The organism is Melittangium boletus DSM 14713, assembly GCF_002305855.1.
GTDB lineage: Bacteria > Myxococcota > Myxococcia > Myxococcales > Myxococcaceae > Cystobacter > Cystobacter boletus.
The window spans coordinates 3,930,212-3,948,689 of sequence record NZ_CP022163.1 but is presented as its reverse complement, the minus strand read 5'-3'; the positions used below and the strand labels follow the sequence as shown (position 1 = coordinate 3,948,689).

Annotated in this window: 15 protein-coding genes; 14 read left to right on the top strand and 1 reads right to left on the bottom strand. The window is 68.9% G+C overall.

The features are described from left to right. Positions 1 to 16 precede the first annotated feature (16 nt). The 5 genes from MEBOL_RS16705 to MEBOL_RS16685 all read left to right on the top strand — a co-directional run bounded on the left by MEBOL_RS16705 (position 17) and on the right by MEBOL_RS16685 (position 7,998). On the top strand, positions 17 to 454 hold the full coding sequence (locus MEBOL_RS16705; RefSeq protein ID WP_095978371.1) for a YciI family protein: 438 nt from the start codon (positions 17 to 19) through the stop codon (positions 452 to 454). A gap of 64 nt (positions 455 to 518) precedes the next feature. After that, positions 519 to 1,583, top strand: coding sequence for a hypothetical protein (locus MEBOL_RS16700; protein ID WP_157775056.1), 1,065 nt, complete (start codon positions 519 to 521; stop codon positions 1,581 to 1,583). Between the two features lie 49 nt (positions 1,584 to 1,632). After that, a complete protein-coding gene (locus MEBOL_RS16695) occupies positions 1,633 to 4,458 on the top strand; it encodes a M16 family metallopeptidase (protein ID WP_095978369.1) in 2,826 nt (941 codons plus the stop codon). A gap of 58 nt (positions 4,459 to 4,516) precedes the next feature. Beyond that, positions 4,517 to 6,661, top strand: coding sequence for a hypothetical protein (locus MEBOL_RS16690; protein WP_245919824.1), 2,145 nt, complete (start codon positions 4,517 to 4,519; stop codon positions 6,659 to 6,661). Next, positions 6,658 to 7,998 (top strand): hypothetical protein, encoded by a 1,341-nt coding sequence (locus MEBOL_RS16685; protein WP_095978368.1) that lies wholly within the window; start codon positions 6,658 to 6,660, stop codon positions 7,996 to 7,998. Before MEBOL_RS16690 ends, MEBOL_RS16685 begins: the two co-directional genes overlap by 4 nt. 31 nt (positions 7,999 to 8,029) lie before the next feature. On the opposite strand, the gene MEBOL_RS16680 is transcribed toward MEBOL_RS16685, so the two are convergent. Further along, on the bottom strand, positions 8,030 to 8,866 hold the full coding sequence (locus tag MEBOL_RS16680; RefSeq protein WP_095978367.1) for an oxidoreductase: 837 nt from the start codon (positions 8,864 to 8,866) through the stop codon (positions 8,030 to 8,032). Between the two features lie 124 nt (positions 8,867 to 8,990). Between MEBOL_RS16680 and MEBOL_RS16675 the strand changes: the two genes are divergently transcribed. The 9 genes from MEBOL_RS16675 to MEBOL_RS16630 all read left to right on the top strand — a co-directional run bounded on the left by MEBOL_RS16675 (position 8,991) and on the right by MEBOL_RS16630 (position 18,407). Next, positions 8,991 to 9,782 carry a LysR family transcriptional regulator gene (locus MEBOL_RS16675; RefSeq protein ID WP_095978366.1) on the top strand — a complete coding sequence of 264 codons (792 nt, stop codon included), beginning with the start codon at positions 8,991 to 8,993 and terminating at the stop codon, positions 9,780 to 9,782. 98 nt (positions 9,783 to 9,880) lie between these two features. Continuing rightward, a complete protein-coding gene (gene tnpC, locus MEBOL_RS16670) occupies positions 9,881 to 11,341 on the top strand; it encodes an IS66 family transposase (RefSeq protein WP_095977357.1) in 1,461 nt (486 codons plus the stop codon). 294 nt (positions 11,342 to 11,635) lie between these two features. Further along, the gene (locus tag MEBOL_RS16660) at positions 11,636 to 12,229 is read left to right on the top strand and encodes a hypothetical protein (RefSeq protein WP_095982826.1); all 594 of its coding nucleotides are present in this window, start codon (positions 11,636 to 11,638) and stop codon (positions 12,227 to 12,229) included. 206 nt (positions 12,230 to 12,435) lie between these two features. After that, on the top strand, positions 12,436 to 13,200 hold the full coding sequence (locus tag MEBOL_RS16655) for a type VI immunity family protein (RefSeq protein ID WP_245919822.1): 765 nt from the start codon (positions 12,436 to 12,438) through the stop codon (positions 13,198 to 13,200). Between the two features lie 246 nt (positions 13,201 to 13,446). Beyond that, a complete protein-coding gene (locus MEBOL_RS16650; RefSeq protein ID WP_095982824.1) occupies positions 13,447 to 14,040 on the top strand; it encodes a hypothetical protein in 594 nt (197 codons plus the stop codon). A gap of 77 nt (positions 14,041 to 14,117) precedes the next feature. Continuing rightward, positions 14,118 to 15,011 (top strand): type VI immunity family protein, encoded by an 894-nt coding sequence (locus tag MEBOL_RS16645; protein ID WP_245919820.1) that lies wholly within the window; start codon positions 14,118 to 14,120, stop codon positions 15,009 to 15,011. Between the two features lie 167 nt (positions 15,012 to 15,178). Further along, the gene (locus MEBOL_RS16640; protein WP_157775054.1) at positions 15,179 to 15,724 is read left to right on the top strand and encodes a hypothetical protein; all 546 of its coding nucleotides are present in this window, start codon (positions 15,179 to 15,181) and stop codon (positions 15,722 to 15,724) included. 193 nt (positions 15,725 to 15,917) lie between these two features. Beyond that, the gene (locus MEBOL_RS16635) at positions 15,918 to 17,804 is read left to right on the top strand and encodes a Hint domain-containing protein (RefSeq protein ID WP_095978363.1); all 1,887 of its coding nucleotides are present in this window, start codon (positions 15,918 to 15,920) and stop codon (positions 17,802 to 17,804) included. A gap of 309 nt (positions 17,805 to 18,113) precedes the next feature. Then, a complete protein-coding gene (locus MEBOL_RS16630) occupies positions 18,114 to 18,407 on the top strand; it encodes a hypothetical protein (protein ID WP_095978362.1) in 294 nt (97 codons plus the stop codon). Positions 18,408 to 18,478 lie beyond the last annotated feature (71 nt).

Here is an 18,478-nt window from a genome sequence, read left to right as displayed (position 1 = left end):
GCGAAAGGACACAGCGATGAAGGTCATGGTGATCGTGAAGGCCACGAAGAACAGTGAAGCGGGCATCATGCCGAGCGAGAAGCTGTTCGCCGAGATGGGTAAGTACAACGAGGAGCTCGTCAAGGCGGGCATCCTGCTCGCCGGTGACGGCCTCCACCCGAGCGTGAAGGGCAAGCGCGTCCATTTCTCGGGCAGCAAGCGCACCGTCGTCGACGGTCCCTTCACCGAGACCAAGGAGCTCATCGCCGGCTACTGGGTATGGCAGGTCCGGTCGATGGAGGAGGCCGTCGAGTGGGCGCGTCGCTGCCCCGAGCCCATGCCCGGCGAGGACGCCGAGCTCGAACTCCGTCCCATCTTCGAGGCGGCGGACTTCGGGGAAGCGCTCACCCCCGAGCTGCGCGCGCGGGAGGACGCCCTCCGCCTCGAGGTCGAGCGGCGGAATCAGAAGGCGTAGACACCCGCGCGCACGGCCCGCGCGCGGGAACCGTCATCCCAGTCCGCGCGGTAGAATGGGCCGCATGCCCCTGCTCGCTCGCGTCGCGGTGCTATTCGCCCTGGGTTTCCTGACCTGGCCCTCGGGCGCATGGGCTTGCAGTTGCCCCATGGCGCTGGATGTACGCGATTCCTTGAAGACCGCGCGCGAGGAGGCGGATCTCGTCTTCCACGGCCGGGTCGAGGCCATCCAGCGGGACCGGGGTGCCGACTTCGAAGTGGACTCGCACCTCCGCACGACGTTCACGGTCCTCGAGACGTTCAAGGGGCGGGCGGCTCCCCGGCGCGTCATCACCACGTTCGAGGACATGTGCACCTATTCCTTCGACCCGGGCGTCGAGTACCTCGTCTACGCGCATCGGAACGCGAAGGGCGATTTCCACACCGACGGCTGCACGCGGACCCAGTCCGCCAACAAGGCCTCCGTCGAGATGGCGTCCCTGCGCGACGCCACCCTCCCCCTTCGTCCCGTGGCCATGCGGCGGCAACACCTGAGCTGCACCCGGTGCGACGTGGAGGCCGTGGCTCGAACCCTGGTCTGCGGTGGCGCGGAGTCTTGTGCTCCGAGCAGCGGGAAGGCCTCGGAAGCGGCCCTGCGCGAGGGCCGCCCCTTCTGGGAGATCCATGAGCGTGGCTCGGGGGAGCGGATGAGCTTCGGGGTGGGGCGGGATGGGCGAGCGTTCCAGCTCGAGCGGCGGCCGGACGACGCGCGCGTGAAGCGGGCCTGCGAGCAGCGCGTGCTCCGGCGGGGATGCGCGCGGCTGTCCCTTCAATCCCCGGGGAGTGAGCCGCGCGTGACGTGCGTGGACCCCTCCCCGGAGGAGCCGCTCTGCGATGAAGCGGCCACGCGCCGCGCCTCCTGGGGACCCGTGGAAGCGCCGCCTCGGGGACTGTGCATCTGGGGACGCGCGGACGCTCCCGTCTGTGAATGGAGTCCGGAGACCGTGCCGCTCGCGCCCGGTGCGCCCACGCGTCCCGGGCTGGTGTGCACGAACGGGCCCCGGGGGAACATGTTCCCCTGCCGGGTCGTCCCCGATGTGGCCTCCGTCCCATCGCCTCGGGAACACGGCCCGGACGCGTCCGGTTGGTAGCTTCCGTACGCCGTCCAGGCTTCCTTCCCCCCTTTCCGAGGCCCCTCGCATGACCCTGCCTTCCCGCCCGCGCCTCCTCGTCGCGGCCCTGTTACTGGCGGCCGCCCCCGCGCTCGCCCAGGCACCCGCCGCTCCCAAGGCCGCTTCCTCGGCCCGCGCCCCGGCCAAGGCCACCCTCCCCGCTCCCCTCACGAGCGTCGAGGGCATCTCCGAATACCGGCTCGACAATGGCCTGCGCGTCCTGCTCTTCCCGGACCCCACCAAGCCCACCGTCACCGTCAACCTCACCTACTTCGTCGGCTCGCGCCACGAGGGCTACGGCGAGACGGGCATGGCCCACCTGCTCGAACACCTCATGTTCAAGGGCACCCCCACCACCCGCAACGTGCCCCAGGCCCTCACCCAGCGCGGCGCCCGCCCCAATGGCACCACCTGGCTGGACCGCACCAACTACTACGAGACCCTTCCCGCCTCGGGCGACAACCTGCGCTGGGCGCTCGGCTTCGAGGCCGACCGCATGCGCAACAGCTTCATCGCCCAGAAGGACCTGGACAGCGAGATGACCGTGGTGCGCAACGAGCTGGAGAAGGGCGAGAACAGCCCCTCGCGCATCCTCCACCAGCGCGTCATGAGCGCCGCCTACTCCTGGCACAACTACGGCAAGTCCACCATCGGCGCCCGCGCGGACCTGGAGCACGTGCCCATCGAGCGGCTCCAGGCCTTCTACAAGAAGCACTACCGGCCGGATAACGCCCTGCTCGTCATCGCCGGCCAGTTCGAGCCCGCCCGGGCGCTCGCCGACGTGCGCGCCACCCTCGGCCGCGTGCGCGCGCCCAAGGAGCCCCTGCCCACCACCTACACCGAGGAGCCCACCCAGGATGGCGAGCGCCGCGTCACCCTGCGCCGCGTGGGCGACGTGAGCGCCCTCACCGCCGTCTACCACGTGCCCGAGGGCGCCCACCCCGACTTCGCCGCCATCGACGTGCTCACCTACGCGCTCGGCAACACCCCCTCGGGCCGCCTCTACAAGGCGCTCGTGGAGACGAAGAAGGCCTCGAGCACGGGCGCCTACAACCTGCAATTGCACGACCCGGGCGTCCTCACCGTCTCCGCCGAAGTGCGCGAGGGCCAGTCGCTCGACGCCGCGCGCGAGGCGCTGCTCGACACCGTGGAGAACGCCTCCGTCACCCCCTTCACCGCCGACGAGGTCCAGCGCGCCAAGACGGCCCTGCTCAAGTACGTGGAGCTCATGCTCAACGACTCGGAGAGCGCCGCCATCCAGCTGTCCGAGTGGGCCGCCATCGGCGACTGGCGCCTGTTCTTCCTGCACCGCGACCGGATCGAGGCCGTCACCCCCGAGGACGTCACCCGCGTGGCCGCCGCCTACCTCAAGCCGAGCAACCGCACGCTCGGCGAGTTCATCCCCACCCCCCAGCCCCACCGCGCCGAGATGCCTCCCCGCGTGGACCTCTCCGCCATGCTCCAGGGCTACCAGGGCCGGGGCGAGGTCGCCCTCGGCGAGGCGTTCGACCCCTCCCCCGCCAACATCGAGAAGCGCGTGACGCGCTCGGAGCGCGACGGCCTCAAGTTCGCCCTGCTGCCCAAGAAGACGCGCGGGGAGATGGCGAATGTGACGCTCAGCCTGCGCTGGGGCACGGAGAAGGCGCTCTGGGGCCGGAGCGCCGCCGCGGATCTGGCGGGCTCCCTGCTCTTGCGCGGCACCACGAAGCACACCCGGCAGGAGCTGCGCGACGCCTTCGATCGGCTCAAGGCGCGGGTGGGCGTGGATGGCGGCGCCACGGGCGTCTCCGCCTCCGTCGAGGCCCCGCGCGCGTCGCTTCCCGAGGTGCTGGCGCTCGTGGCCGAGGTGCTGCGCGAGCCGGCCTTCGATGCCCGGGAGTTCGAGCTGTTGCGGCAGGAGCGGCTCGCGTCGCTCGAGTCCCAGCGCAGCGAGCCCACCGTCCAGGGCCGCAACGCCTTCTACCGCGCGCTCTCGCCCTACCCCGCGGAGCACCCCTACCACGTGAACTCGGTGGACGAGTCGATCGCCGCGCTCCAGGGCACGACGCTCGAGCAGGTCCGGGCCTTCTATCGCGACTTCTACGGCGCCTCGCGAGGCGAGGTGGCCGCGGTGGGGGACTTCGACTCCGCAGCGCTCGAGGCCCAGGTGGGCGAGCTATTCCGCGGCTGGAAGAGCCCCGCGCCCTACGAGCGCGTGGTGGCCCAGCCCTACAAGCAGGGCATCGCGGGACAGGTGGTCGAGACGCCGGACAAGGCCAACGCCCTGTTCCTCGCGGGCCAGGGCCTGGCGCTGCGCGATGACAGCCCGGACTACCCGGCGCTGGTGCTCGGCAACTTCGTGCTCGGCGGGGGCTTCCTGAACTCGCGCCTGGCCACGCGCGTGCGGCAGAAGGATGGCCTGTCCTACACGGTCAGCAGCTCGTTGAGCGCGGGGGCGATGGATCCGGTGGGCATGTTCTCCACGTTCGCCATCTACGCGCCGCAGAACGCCGAGCGGCTGGAGACGGCCGTGCGCGAGGAGTTGCAGCGGGTGCTCGACAAGGGCTTCACCGCGGACGAGCTGGACAAGGCGCGCGCGGGGCTCCTGGAGTACCGGCGCACGGGACGGGCGGATGATGGGAGCCTGGCGCGCACGCTCTCGTCCTACCTGTACTACGGCCGCACGCTGGAGTTCGACGCGGGGTTCGAGAAGCGCATGAGTGCGCTCAAGCCCGAGGACGTGCGCGCGGCGCTCGCGAAGCTGCTGGACTGGAAGCAGGTGACGGTGGTGAAGGCCGGGGACTTCGTGGGCGCCCAGAAGAAGGCCCCGGTGCCGGCCGCCCCGGCGGCGGTGAAGGCCCCGACGGCGCCGTGAGCCGGTGGGGAGAGGCGCTATCCTGAGGGCGTTTCGCGCGTCCCAGGAGGCGTCTCTCGTGCACCCGCTCGGACCTGGAAGGACTCGAGGCAAGACGCCCGGCGTCGGCCCGGCGTGCCTGGCTCTGTGGACACTCGTGCTCCTGGCGGGGTGCGCCACGGGGCCGCCGCTCGGGAGTCTGATGCACGCCCAGTCCTCCGCTGTTCGCGCTCCGCCTCGACTGACGGAGTCCGTGGGCGGGGCGGGAGGATTCCCCACTCGGGCGACTCCCCCTCTCGTGGAGCGCGTGCCGCTGGACTCACGGGCTTGTGGAGGCGTGGCCGTACCTCCGGACTGGCCCGAGGTGTCCTCGGGTGATGCGGAGGTGCTGCTGGCCCCCTTCCTCACGTGCGCCTCGCCCGGCGACTTCGTCGCGTTGCAGGAGCGCGTGGACATGCCTCGCTTGGTGGAGGCCTTGGACGACTGGCGCGCGGTGCGGCTGGGCGCCCTGGGGCCGGTGCGCGAGGACGCGGCCCACCTCCTTCAACGCAAGCGCGCCGCCTTCCTCGTCGACGCCACGGAGCGCTACGGCGTCTTCCACGCGGAGGTGTTCGCCCTCTTCGTCTTGCACACGGCCCATGACGACGAGGTCCGCGAGGTGCTGGGGCTGCTGGCCCGGGACAAGCGGTTGGGACAGACACTGGGGCTCATGCCCGCCGTGCGCGAGGAGTTGGAGGCGCGGGGCCTGCCGCTGGCTGCCTTTCCAGAGCGGAAGGAACGAGCCGGGGACGTGCTGCGGGGACTGGGCCGAGCCGCCAGGGACGCGCTCGCCACCAGTCAGACGATGGATGGCCTACGCTACAGCGAGCTATCGGCGAGGTGGGCGCGGTTGCCCCCGGCCTACCAGGAGGCGGCGCAGGAGGTGGAGCGAGCCCTGGCGCTGCGGCACTTCGCGCCGGGAAGCGTGGCGGTGGGGAGCTTCGACGCGGTGACGTTCGGCGTGCCGCTGGGCTTCTATTACCTGGTGGTGGGCACGGGACAGGGTGCGGTCGCGCTGTCGCGGGGCGAGTACGAGCGGGCCACGCGAGAGTTGGCTCCGGCCCTGCTGCTGGGAGCGCTGTACGCGGGAGGCAAGGGCCTGGGCGCTCTGTCCGAGGCACGAGGGCGAGGACTCCCGGAAGTACGCTGGACGAGCCTCAAGACACGGGTGCGGGAGTTGGAGGCACGGCTGGGCGTGGAGGGCGTGAGGGCATTGGCCCGGGAGATTCAAGCCAGCCGGGAGGCGGGCCGCTTCGTGGCGGTGGGAGGAGTGGACGCGGCCCTGGCGATGCGCGAGGCCCGGGGAGATGTGGCCAAGGCCCAGGCGATGATGTCCAAGGCGAAACCCGAGGCCACGGGCGCTCCGGCGGTGAGGCGCGGTGTGGCGGTGGAGCACCCCGGAGGCCTGGCAGCGTTGGTGGACACGGAGGTGGGGCTCACTCGGGAGGTAGTGGAAGCCCGGCTCGTGGCGGTGGAGAGCGAAACCACGGGCCCGCGCCTGTCCAGGGACGTGACGGTGTTGGAAAAGCAGCGCCCTTCCTTGGAGGCTCCGCCGTCCGGAGCCCGAGACAACCCCCGCTGGCGTGAGTACGTCGACTATTACGAGGGGCGCCTGGGAGAGCTCAGGGAAGGCAAGGCCACCAAGGGGCCGTTGCGTTGGGCGGCCTACGAGGTGATGTGGAGGGGATTCGCCCGGGGGCTGGAGTTCGAGCGCGCCATGGTGAAGGTGCTGAGGGCCGATGCGGAACTGCCCCGGGCGGAGCGCCGTTTCCTCGGGGACTTCGACAAGCCGCGAGTCGAGACGTACGTGGGCGTGAGGAAGCCGGGTACGGGTTTGCGCTTCGCGGACGTGCTCGTCATTGAAGAGGGAGGGGGCACTGGAGGACCGCCGCGCGTGGAGACCTTCAGCTTCAAGAGCCGTGACCTGTTCGGGTTGGATCGCGATGCATTGAAGGCGCAGATGATGGATGACGCGAGGGAGGCGCTGCGGAAATATGGCGGGACATTGGACATCCGCCGAGACTCCCTCCAGCCTCTTCTCCGTGAGGGCAGCGAGGTGCCCATCCAGCGAGTCCGCCTCGTCTATGAAGGGGGAGCGCTCAAGCCCGCCCAGATGAAGTCCTTGGATTCATCCATGAATGCGATCATGGCAGCCGTTCCCGAAGTGGAGGTGCTATTTCAGTGAAGGCGTTGAGCGTGCACGATTTGAAGGCGGAGGACAGCCTCCTGCTCACTTTCGACGGTGCGTTCGACCCGCGAGTGGCGCGGGAACTCGAGCTGGAGCCTTTTCTTCATGTGCTCGAGGAGCACGCGGGCGAGTGGATGCCAGACATCGTGGCAGGTAAGCGGCAACGGAAATACGCTCGCGCCGCTCTCTGGAAGGCTCTGGAGGAGCGGGGCAGCGAAAGATATACACATTGTGGGCTGTACCGTACCAGGTGGCCCGCGTTGGATATGGCGTTCGGTCTTTACCTACCGCCTCTTGCTCCCAGGTTGAGCATCCTGCTCGAGGTCAAGCCGCTCGCGCTCTTCACGGAAGAGGAGCGGTGCCGCCAGTTCGTGGAGATGGTGCGCGCGTGGGCATCGCGCTACCCGGTGTCCCATGCGTCGGCCCATGGAATGGCCGACGACCAGTTGTCGGGGGCCCCCCGCTTTGGTCGCGATATGCAGACGTCCATTCGAGACGGGTTCGACAATGTCTACGAGGTGTCCTGGCTCAACGTCTTCGGCCCGAAGCTGGTGGAAGCCGTCGGTCGCGAGCGCATGCTGTCCACGCCAGCCTGGCGGGTGGAGGAGTTGCCCAACGGGTGCGTCCTCCTGGTGACGAGGCCCACCGCCGCGGACTTCGCCAGTGAGGAGGCGCGTCTGGCCCAGACCCGAGCCCACGTGCACCTGCGGCCAGAGCTGGACTTCGACACCGTGCTGCGCACCCTGCGCGAGCGCAGCGCCCTGCTCGCGCCCGTGGAGCCCCGCTTCCACCCGGACGTGGCTCAGCTCCTCGCGCGCGTGGTGGACCGCGCCGCCAGTCATGAGCGTCAGCGCACCATCGCCGAATTCAACGCCTGGCAACCTCCCGAGCCCGAGGAGTGGCGCCCCGCCGACGCCGCGCTCCCCTCGGACGTGGAGGAGCCGCAGGGGGCTCGCGAGCACTACGACGACCTGGCCGAGCACCTCGTGGCCCTGCTGCACACGCAGGTGCCCTCCGTCTTCAAGGCGACGCCCGAATCGCTCACGGATATCGACTTCTACTTCTGGCGAGAGGAATTCCCGACGAGCCGCTCCAGGGAAGCCATCGAGGAGCGCGCGGTGCCCGCCATTGGCGCCTACCTGGGCGAGGTGCTGGTGCGTCACCTGGGGGGCCAGTGGATACCGCGCCAGAAGCTCGAGGAGGCCCAGGTGCGCGTGGGCCATCGCGTCTGGCTGCCCTTTGTCCGGGCGCGCCACTACATGGGCTCGAGACAGGCACTGCTGGACTACTCCCTCACCCACCTCTATCGCGAGGCCGAGCGGCACCGGGGCTGACCGGAGGCGGAGGCCGTGGCGTCATGGGGACTCATCGGGCCTCGTCGAAGCCATCCGTGGACAGCGCGAGCTCGCGCCAGGCGGCCAGCTCCTCGGTGACGCTCCGGTGTTTGTTCTCGATGCGCGCGAGCGCGTCGCTTCCGAGCGGCAGCCGCACGGGTGGCCGGGCCGTGTGCGCCAGCGCGATCATCGCCTTGGCCAGCTTCGCCGGATTGCCCGGCTGCGCGTGGTTGAGATCCACGGCCGCGGTGCGCGTGACGCCCGAGGTCTCCGCGTAGTCGGCGATGGGCTCGGCCACCGCGAGCGACTGTCCATCGAGGAAGTCCGTGCGGAAGAAGCCCGGCTCCACCACGGTCGCGTGGATGCCCAGCGGCGCGAGCTCCGCGGCCAGCGCCTCGGTGATTCCCTCCACCGCGAACTTGGTGGCGCAGTAGACGCCCCAGCCCGGATAGGCGCTGTAGCCGCCCAGTGACGACAGGTTGATGACGTGCCCCGCCCGCTGACGCCGCATGTGCGGCAGCACCGCCCGGGTCACCGTCAGCAGCCCGAAGACGTTGGTGGCGAACAGGCGCTCGACCTCGGGGCCCCGCGCCTCCTCCACCGCCCCGAGCAGTCCGTAGCCCGCGTTGTTCACCAGCACGTCGATGCGCCCGAAGCGCTGGAGGGCCGCCTCCACGGCCTCCCTCGCCTGCGCCTCCTGGGTGACGTCCAACCGGACGGCGAGCAGCCGCGGGTGCTCGCCGAACCGCTCCACCAGGCCCTTGGGGTCCCTCGCCGTCGCCACGACGGCATCGCCCGCCGCCAGGGCCTCGGCGGTGATCAACGCTCCAAAACCCCGGGAAGCTCCCGTGATGAACCAGGTCCGCATGATGTTTCTCTCCGTGTGGTGCGCCGCCGGACTGGATTGCCGGCCGACGAGACACAAGGTACCGGCGGCCCTTCGCTGAATGAATCACTTGAATCCGCATCGAGCTGGTGAGCTCATCTCACCAATGAAGCGCATCGACGCGGGTGACCTGACCCCCTTCCTGGCCGTCGCCACGCACCGGAGCTTCCGCCAGGCGGCGGTGGAGTTGGGGGTCACCCCCTCCGCCCTGAGTCATTCCCTGCGCGCCCTGGAGGAACGGCTCGGGGTGCGGCTGCTCAATCGCACCACCCGGAGCGTCGCCCTGACCGAGGCGGGTGAACGGCTCTTCGCCCACATCCGCCCGGCCTTCCTCGACATCCGGGGCGCCATCGATGAGTTGAACGCCTTCCGGGGTCAGCCCATGGGTACCTTGCGGCTCAACGCGGCCCGGCAGTCGGCGCATCTGGTGCTCCTGCCGCTCGTCACCCGGTTCCTGCGCGCCTATCCGGACGTGCGCGTCGAGGTGCGCGTGGACGATGCCCTGTCGGACATCGTGTCGGAGGGGTTCGACGCCGGAGTGCGCTTTGGCGAGCGCATCGCCGCGGACATGGTCGCCGTGCCGATCGGCCCCCGTCAGCGCTCCGCGGTCGTCGCCTCACCGGAATTCCTCGCGCGTCATGCCGCGCCCCGGACGCCGTTGGAGCTGAGGGGCCTGCCCTGTATCCGCTACCGCTTCCTCGGGGGCGTCGTCTACCGCTGGGAGTTCGAGCGGGGTGGCGAGGAAGTGGAGGTGGAGGTGGAGGGCCCCCTGACGCTGAGTGATCAGGAGTTGATGATCGACGCGGCGCTGGCGGGGGTCGGACTGGCCTATGTCTTCGAGGGACGGGTGACGGACCTGCTCGCCCAGGGGCGACTGGTGCGGGTACTCGAGGAGTAACCGTTCACCGCATTGGCTTGGTTGAAGAGGAGCCGGGCTAGACGTGACCGGAAAAGTGGTGCTGGACAAGAGGACGTCTGGCGTGGTGTAGCCAGGGCATGGTGGAGGTGGATGCCCGAGACGCACGGATAGCGCAGCTGGAGAAACGGCTGGAGGCAGCGCTGGAGCGTATCGCGCAGTTGGAGGAGGAGAATGAAAGGCTGCGCGAGGAGAATCGATGGCTCAAGGAACGGCTGGGGCTCAACTCGAGCAACTCCTCCAAGCCGCCCTCCTCGGATGCCCCAGGCACTCCGCGCCAGAGCAAGAGGCCCACGGGCCGCCGTCCCGGAGGCCAGCCTGGGCACAAGAAGCATGAGCGCGCGCTGCTGCCGCCCGAGGACGTGCAGCACGTCGTGGAGTTGGTGCCCAGGGAGTGCCGGGGTTGCAAGGGGCGACTGAATGGGCAGGACACCGCGCCCCGGCGTCACCAGGTGGTGGAAGTGCCGCCCCTGTCGGCCATTGTCACCGAGTACCGCTGCCATGCACTGCAATGCCCTGGTTGTGGGGTGGTGACGCGCGGGGAAGTGCCCGTGCACGCGCGCAGCGTCTTTGGTGACCGGCTCACAGCGCTCGCCTCGTTGCTGGTGGGCAAGTACCGCTTGTCCAAGCGACTGGTGAAGGACGCTTTGTCAGACATGTTGGGCGTCGAGTTGTCGGTGGGCAGCGTCAGCAACCTGGAGGGCGAGATGTCGGAGGCACTCGCGCCACCGACGGCCGAAGCCCTCGCCTACGTGCAGACCTCGGAGGCGGTCAACGCCGACGAGACGGGGTTTGCACAGGGACGAGAGGGCGGCCGGGCCGGCCGCGCCTGGCTGTGGGTGGTGGCCACTGCGCTGGTAGTGGTGTTCCACATCGCCAGAAGCCGCGGCGGCAAGGTCGCCCGCCAGTTGCTCGGCGCGGACTTCGCGGGCTTCCTCACCACCGACAGGTGGAGCGCCTACGCGTGGGTGGATGCAGGGCTGCGGCAGCTGTGCTGGGCACACCTCACACGCGACTTCCAGGGTTTCATCGACAGGGGCGGCCGGGGTGGGCGGATAGGCAGAGAGCTCATGCGCGAGCGCAACCGCTTCTTCAAGTGGTACCACCGCGTGCGTGACGGCACCCTGTCACGCGAGCGTTTCGAAGAGCGCATGCGCGGCGTGGAACGCAGAGTCGGCCAACTGCTGCGCGAGGCGGCACTGCGGGCAGAGAAGAAGACGGCCGGCATGGCCCGGGAAATCCTCCAGTGGGAGAAGTGCCTCTGGACGTTTGTCGATGTGCCGGGCCTCGAGCCCACCAACAATTTCGGCGAGCGCTGCATCCGGCACGCCGTCATGTACAGGAAGACGTCCTTCGGCACGCAGAGCGAGGAGGGCAGCCGCTTCGTGGAGCGCATATTCACCGCCACCACCACCCTCAAGCTGCAGGGCCGTGACGTGCTCGCCTTCCTGACCGAGACCCTCGCCGCGCACCGCCGCGGCCTGCGCGGGCCTTCGCTCCTCCCCTCCGCGCCCGAACCTCAGCTCGCGCTCACCGCCTGAGCTGGTGAACGGTTACCTCGAGGATTGGTGTCCTGACTATCCCGGCTTCTTCCTCTACTACCCGAGTCGGCGTCAGCTCCCCGCCGCGCTCCGGGCGTTCGTCGATTTCGCGAAGGCCTCGGGGTGAGGATGCACGGGCGGAGGTCCGGTGCGCTGTCGCTGATGGGCGTGTGGTGGGTGTCGGGTTGTGTCGCGGGGCCGAGAGGATTGCCGGAGTACGGCCCGAGGCTCCAGGGGCAGTCATGTGTGCTCAGTCCCGGGTGCATGGCACCGGCGGTGGGTGGGGAAGTGCTGGTGCCCACGACGGTGGTGAGGGCGGCGCAGGTGGTGAGGGGAGTGCTGACGCTCAAGGACTTCCTGGACGAGGCGGAGGTGGCGAGGGTGGAGGAAGTGCTCGTGCGATGCGCCCGCGAGGCGGACTTCCAGGTCAACGAGCGCGAGTACGGCCGGGGCAGGATTCCGGACGACAAGGAGTGCAATCGCGTCGTGGGCCAGGACAAGTTGGGGAGGAAGATTCGACGGTCCATGGAGCTTGGCACGCTGAAGCATGAAGTCGCCTTCGCGTGTGTCGAGCGTGAACTTGGCGAAAGGTTTCCAGACCACTTCACCCGCGAGCCACGTTACGGAAAGAGCTCCATGACGGAGGGGTACTCGATGACCGACACTCGATTGGATTCCCTCGTCCCGGATCTCGTTCTCCACTTCGTCCGGAATGCCAACCGCATCCAGCGTCTTTATGACTTCTACTTTCCCTGTACGGCGAGCAAGAAGAGCAACCCCTTGGGTGATGCGGGAGAAACACTGCGTCAGAAGTTGGATAAATACAGAGAGCTTCCCGGCGCGGATCAGCGAGCGCTCGTGACTCCTCAACTTGGAATCAGCCGATGACGAGTCCCTATCCTCGAATTCGTCACCATGCTTCGTCGGGGAACGAGGGGCGCCTCATCCATCGGGAAGTGATTCGTCTCGTGCTGCATCTGCCCTTTGGGCATCGAGAACTCGCGGCGCCCGTCGGTCATGCGCTCGAGAGGTACTTCCGAGATGCGAGCCTGGGGCCAGATGCCTTCTCCGAATATTTTCTGGGAGATGAGCCCATGGCTCTCGATGCGGACGGTTGGGCGGACATCCGGGACACCTTGGCGCCGCCTCCACCGGACGCTTTCCTGGATGAAGGAACAGAGGCGTCCTTCCTCAAACAGAAGGTGAAGGAGCAGTTCGACCGGACGGTGGAACTATCGGTCTCGTCTGCCGGCGTCACGGGATACGGATTCTTCTACTGGGCGAGGCTGCCGTGGAGAAGGCCGGTGGAGGGGGAGATGAGTCTGGTGAGCTTTTCCTGGCCCACGGAATACCTGGAGGAGCGAGGAGAGGAGCGGATGAGGGAGTTGATTGAGCGGTTGGCGGCGCTGTTGCCGTATGAGTCGGGGCACGCGGGACTGGCGTTCTCCTCACCCAACCTGTGGGGCCCGGCGATGAAGGACATCCACGAAGAGGCGATGCGCTACCCGGGACTGGACGTGACGCACGGGCAGAAGGAGCTGGGCACGCGAGTGGATGGCGTGCACTGGCTCAACTTCCTGGGCCCGGAGGTGCTGCGGCAGGTGGGCGGAGAGGAGGCGCTGCGTGGCCAGTTGAGCGCTGTGTCCACCCGGGTGGAGGCCTTGGCGGGAGGACGGGCCGTGGTGGCGCTGGGAGAGGAGCCGGAGGCGGGAGACCTGGCCCAGGGTGAGACGTTGCCAGCGTACCGGGAGTTGGCGCGGGTGTTGGAGCGATGGCTCTACCCCTGCCCGCCCCTGCTCGCTTGGAGGGACTGTCCCGCCGGCAGCGCCCAGCGCTGGTGGCGCCGCTTCCTCGACTGAGCGGCTTTCAGGAGCGACGCTGCCGCTCGAAGGGAGCGTAAGCCGGTGGTGCGACTCAGGAGTCGAGGACGAGGTGGAGCGAGCCGGAGCGCCGGAGGGTGGGCGCTGTCGCTGATGGGCGTGTGGTGGGTGGCGGGTTGTGTCACGGGGCCGAGAGGCTTGCCGGAGTACGGCCCGAGGCTCCAGGGGCAGTCGTGTGTGCTCAGTCCCGGGTGCATGGCACCGGCGGTGGGCGGGGAAGTGCTGGTGCCCACGACGGTGCTGAGGGCGGCCCAGGTGGTGAGAGGAGTGCTGACGCTCAAGGACTTCCTGGACGAGGCGGAGGTGGCGAGGGTGGAGGAAGTGCTGGTGCGGTGCGCCCGCGAGGCGGACTTCCAGGTCAACGAGCGCGAGTACGGCCGGGGCAGGGTTCCGGACGATGTCGAATGCAAGCGCGTGGTGGGCCATGATTCCAAAGGAAGGGAGATCCTGCGGGCCATGGAACTTGGCACGCTGAAGCATGAAGTCGCCTTCGCCTGTGTCGCTCGAGAGCTTGGCGAGGACTTCACGGATCATCTCACCCGGGAGCCGCGCTATCGACGGGAGCCTGTCACTGGAGCCTACTCCCTGACCCAGACGCTGTCGGGCTCGCTGCGGCCGGACATCGTTCTCCATCTGGTCCATGACGCCGACCGGATCCAGTTCTTGTATGACTTCTTCTTCCCCTGCACTTCTGGGAGCAAAAGCAATCCGCTGGGTGCGGAGAACAAGAACCTCCTGGAGAAACTTGGTAAATACAGGCTCCTCGCGGAGGAGTCTCGACGGGCTCTGGTCACACCTCAACTTGGAATCAGCAGATGACTGGAACGTACCCACGGATCCGCCACGGCGTCCCGTCTTCATCGGGACGACGCCTCGTGCAGCGCGAGGTCGTCCGAATGGTGTTGCATCTGCCCTTCGATCATCACGACCTCGCGAGGCGAGTGGGCCACGCGCTCGACGTATACCTGGACGCGGTGGGTTCTGGGCAGGACGTCTTCTCCGAATACTTCTTGGGAGTCGAGCCCGATACCTTGTGTCCGGAAGGCTGGCCTCGTGTTCGTGGGATGCTCGCTCCGCCCTTGGGGGCACGTTTCCTCGACGATGTGGAGGATGAAGCCGAGGTCCATTCGTACATCGAGGATCAATTCGAGCGCAGGGTGGAGTTGTCGGGTGGAGCCTTGGGCCTGAGCGGATACGGATTCTTCTATTGGGCAAGGCTGCCGTGGAGAAGGCCGGTGGAGGGGGAGATGAGTCTGGTGAGCTTCTCCTGGCCCACGGAATACCTGGAGGAGCACGGCCCGGAGCGGATGAGGGAGTTGATTGAGAGGTTGGCCGAGCCGTTGCCGTATGAGTCGGGGCACGCGGGACTGGCGTTCCACTCGCCCAACCTGTGGGGCCCGTCGATGAAGGACATTCACGAAGAGGCGATGCGCTACCCAGGCCTGGACGTGACGCACGGGCAGAGGGAGTTGGGCACGAGGGTGGACGGAGTTCACTGGCTCAACTTCCTGGGCCCGGAGGTGCTGCGGCAGGTGGGCGGAGTGGAGGCGCTGCGTGGCCAGTTGCGAGCTCCGTCCACGAGGGTGGAGGCCTTGGCGGGAGGAAGGGCCGTGGTGGCGCTGGGAGAGAAGCCGGAGGCGGGAGACCTGGCCCAGGGTGAGACGTTGCCGGCATACCGGGAGCTGGCGCGGGTGTTGGAGCGCTGGCTCTACCCCTGCCCGCCCCTGCTCGCTTGGAGGGACTGTCCCGCCGGGACGGCCCAGCGCTGGTGGCGCCGCTTCCTCGACTGAGCACTGCCCTCGGGGGTCATGGTCCCCTCCCCTTCGGACGACGCGCGAGGGACGGCAGGGCATGAGGGCTGTTGGCCCTGGACGGGCGCGGAAGTCACGGCTTGCCCTGGGAATGACGAGTCCTACGTTTTTCCTCGACGTCACGAAATGGAGGAACCCGTCATTCCATGAGTCCGTTCAAGCGTAGGTCGTGTCTGTCGGTCTTCGTGAGTGTCCTGGGGGCGATGGCCGCCGGGGCGGTTCCCCTCGAGGAGGATCGCGCCATGCCGGGAGGAGGCTTTCCCTCGCCCGATCGGGACTTCCTCCTCGTCAATGTCGGCTTCTCCCTCTGTCTGACGGTGGTGGATGGCCAGGTCGAGGGTCTGCCCTGTGTTTGGGATGGCGCCCCCCTGGCCCAGCGCTGGCGTTATCAAGATCAGCAGCTCATCAGTCTGATGGGCGGCGAGTGCTTCCTCGCGCCCTCGCTGGTGCCGTGTCAGTACACCCGCTCGTTCGACGTGACGTATGATCTGCTCACGCAGCACCTCGTGCTCACGCCGCGGGGCGCGCTCCCGAGCGCCAGTTGTCATGTCATGGACCAGGACCTCCATGCGGACGCGTCCACCGGAGGGGGAGAGCCCCGCTATGTGCCCCTCCGGGCCTCCCTGGAATCCAATCCCTGTGCGGTCTCCCGGGCGTCGTCTCGCTGGGTCATCGTCCCGGTGTCTCCGTGACGCCCTGCCCCGGCCCCCGCCTGTCGGCCGGTGGGCTTGCTTCGCCCCTCCATTGAAAGGGATTCGGTTCCCCCAAACAATACAGACCCGGGGGTTCCGTCATTGCGGGTTTTTCCTCACTTTCCGCCCTCATGCTTGAGCGGAGCATTCTTCCCTGTTAGGGGAATGCTCCGTTTGTTTTCAGGGGGGAGCCATGATGAAGAAGAATCCCAGGTCATCCTGGACGTCTTGGGTGGGGGTGGCGCGTTGGGTGGGGGTGCTGCTTTCGACGGCGGGTTGGAGCGGCGCGCTGCGCCCTCCCGCGGAAGGACTGTCATCCCGGGTGCTGGTGGAGGACGCCCAGCGCATGCGCGTCTGGTATGACGCCTTCCCCGGCCGCTCGAGCGTGGTGTTGAATCTCGGAGACGACGGGCACTACGCCTTCGTCACGCACCGGCTCCAGGCGGCGGGCAAGACGCCGGTCAACTCCCCGGAGCTCTTCCGTCGCCTGGCCCGCTCGCGCGAGCGCTCCCGCGGCCGTCCTTTCATGGGCCCGCTCCAGGTGAGCGAGGCGGGCCTGTGGTGTGACCATGCCGTGCTCGTGCGCCCGCCCGTGACGTCTCCCTCCGGGGACACCCTCACCTTCCACCCCTACGTGCGCGTGAGCTGCCTGGGGGGCGCGGACTACGTCTACGCGGACGTGCTCGTCCAGGAGACCCTTCGGGACGACTCGCGGCGCTCGCTCGTGGCCTCCCGGGCCGGCGAGGAGTTCGGCGGTGGCACGGACTTCATCGACGTGGGCGCCGAGGCCCGGGTGAAGGGGGCCGAGGGGCGCCTGCTGCGCGTGGAATCCCTCGCGCTCGCCGTGGACGAGGCCACGGGCCGCGAGCTCGTCTCCTATACCGTGGCGCGCACCTCGCTCGCCTTGCGCCCGGACGGTGGCTTCCAACTGCTCCACCCGCGCCAGCTCGTGCCCGGCCCCTCCGAGGACATCCTCCTGTGCCAGCGGCGCGGCGGCTCGGACTGCGACTACGCCCTGGCGGCGCTCGAGGACGGCGTGCCCGAGCCCTTCGCCGCCGTGCCCACGGGACTCGCGGGCGCCCTTCCGGGGGCTCCGGGCCACTTCAGCCCCGAGGACTACTGGCCCTTGCCTCGCGCCCATGACGCCCGGCGCCTCTACGTGCCCGTGCGTGCCCTCCTCTCCCCCGGCTCCCGGAATCACCTGCCGTGCACGGTGGAGCGCTACGTCTCCGCGAGACTCAAGCTCCTCGACTCCCAGGACGGCGTCACCTGCACCCAGGCGGTGGACCCCCGGGCCCTGCTGCCCACGGGCCAGTCCTCCTCCACCTTCAACGCCCTGCTCGACACCTCCTATCTGCTCAACGCGAACCGGCCCGACGCTCCCCAGTGCCAGGCGGCCTTCCTCCTCGACAAGCCCGCGAGCCTGAGCTTCACCCTGGTGGGCGAGGCGCGCTGCCCCAACGCCGATGGCTCCTCCTCGCTCGAGCCCTTCTTCCTGTCGGAGGCCATCGACCGGCGCTCGCCCACCCAGCGGCGGCTCCTCTTCCGCGAGGGCTGCCTGGCCGAGGGCACCCCCATCACCCTCGCCGACGGCCGCGGCGTGCCCGTGGAGCGGGTCCAGTTGGGAGACCGCGTGCGCGTGGACACGCTCGGCGCGGTGCTCACCGTGACGGACGTGGCGCGCGGCCAGGAGTCGGCGCCCCTGGTGCTCCTGCGCGACAGCGCCGGCCGCGAGGTGCGTCTCACCGGGAACCACCCCGTCCTCCTCGCGGATGGGCGCGTCGTGGCCGCCGGCTCGCTGCGCGCGCGCGACGAGGTGCGCACGGATGGGGGCGTCACGCGTCTCACCTCGGTGAGGCGCGTGCCCGCGGACGGCCAGCGCGTCTTCAACCTGCGTCTGGGCACCGAGAAGGAGCTCGCGCGCCTGGCCCCCGGGAGCCAGACGACGCTCTTCGCCGGGGGCTTCCTCGTGGGCGACCTGGCCATGCAGCGCGCCCTGCAGTCGGCTCCCCGGCCGGCGGCTCCCCTCGCCCGCCCTTGGCTCCGCGACCTGCGCCACGCCCGCGCCCGCGCTCACTGAGCCGGCCCTCGGAGGGAGGCTCCGACCCCGTCGGCGGCGTGAAGGACGTGTCGGGAAAGCCTCTCTCACTCAGTGAGAGAGGCCGAGGTCGTCCGTCACCCATGGAGAGGGGGTCCGTACACCCGGCTTCAGGGGTGATGGAGGCCCGAAGGTGTTGGCATGCGCCCTTTGTTGCGGGAGCTCTGGTGTTTCCCCGGCTTACAGTGATAACCGATATTTCGGAGACTCCGGGAACCGGCGTGTCATAGGGGGTTGGCACACTCATCTCGTGGGTCTTCGGCTCCACCCCGACCCACGAGGCAGTCCGTCATGTTCCATTCGCTCGACCCCTTCCCCCTCCACCCCTCGCCCCCCTCCTCCACGAAGCTCTCGCCGCGCCCCCCGCGTCGTGGCGAGTTCGAGCCGGCGCCCTCCGAGGAGGGCCACCCTCCGGAGTCCCTGGACGAGCAGGTGCGTGAGGTCCTCGCGGATCTCCACCAGATCCTGAAGGACCTGGACGCCGAGGAGTCCCTGCGCGAGGTGCGGATGAGCGCGGAGCCGCTGGACGCGCAGGTGCGAGAGGTGCTGGCGGATCTCCACCAGCTCATGGCGGACCTGGGATAGGCGGGCCGCCGGGCACGCGTCCCCAACTCGCCAACGCGGGCGCGCCGTGAGAGACAAGGCGGCCGTGTCCT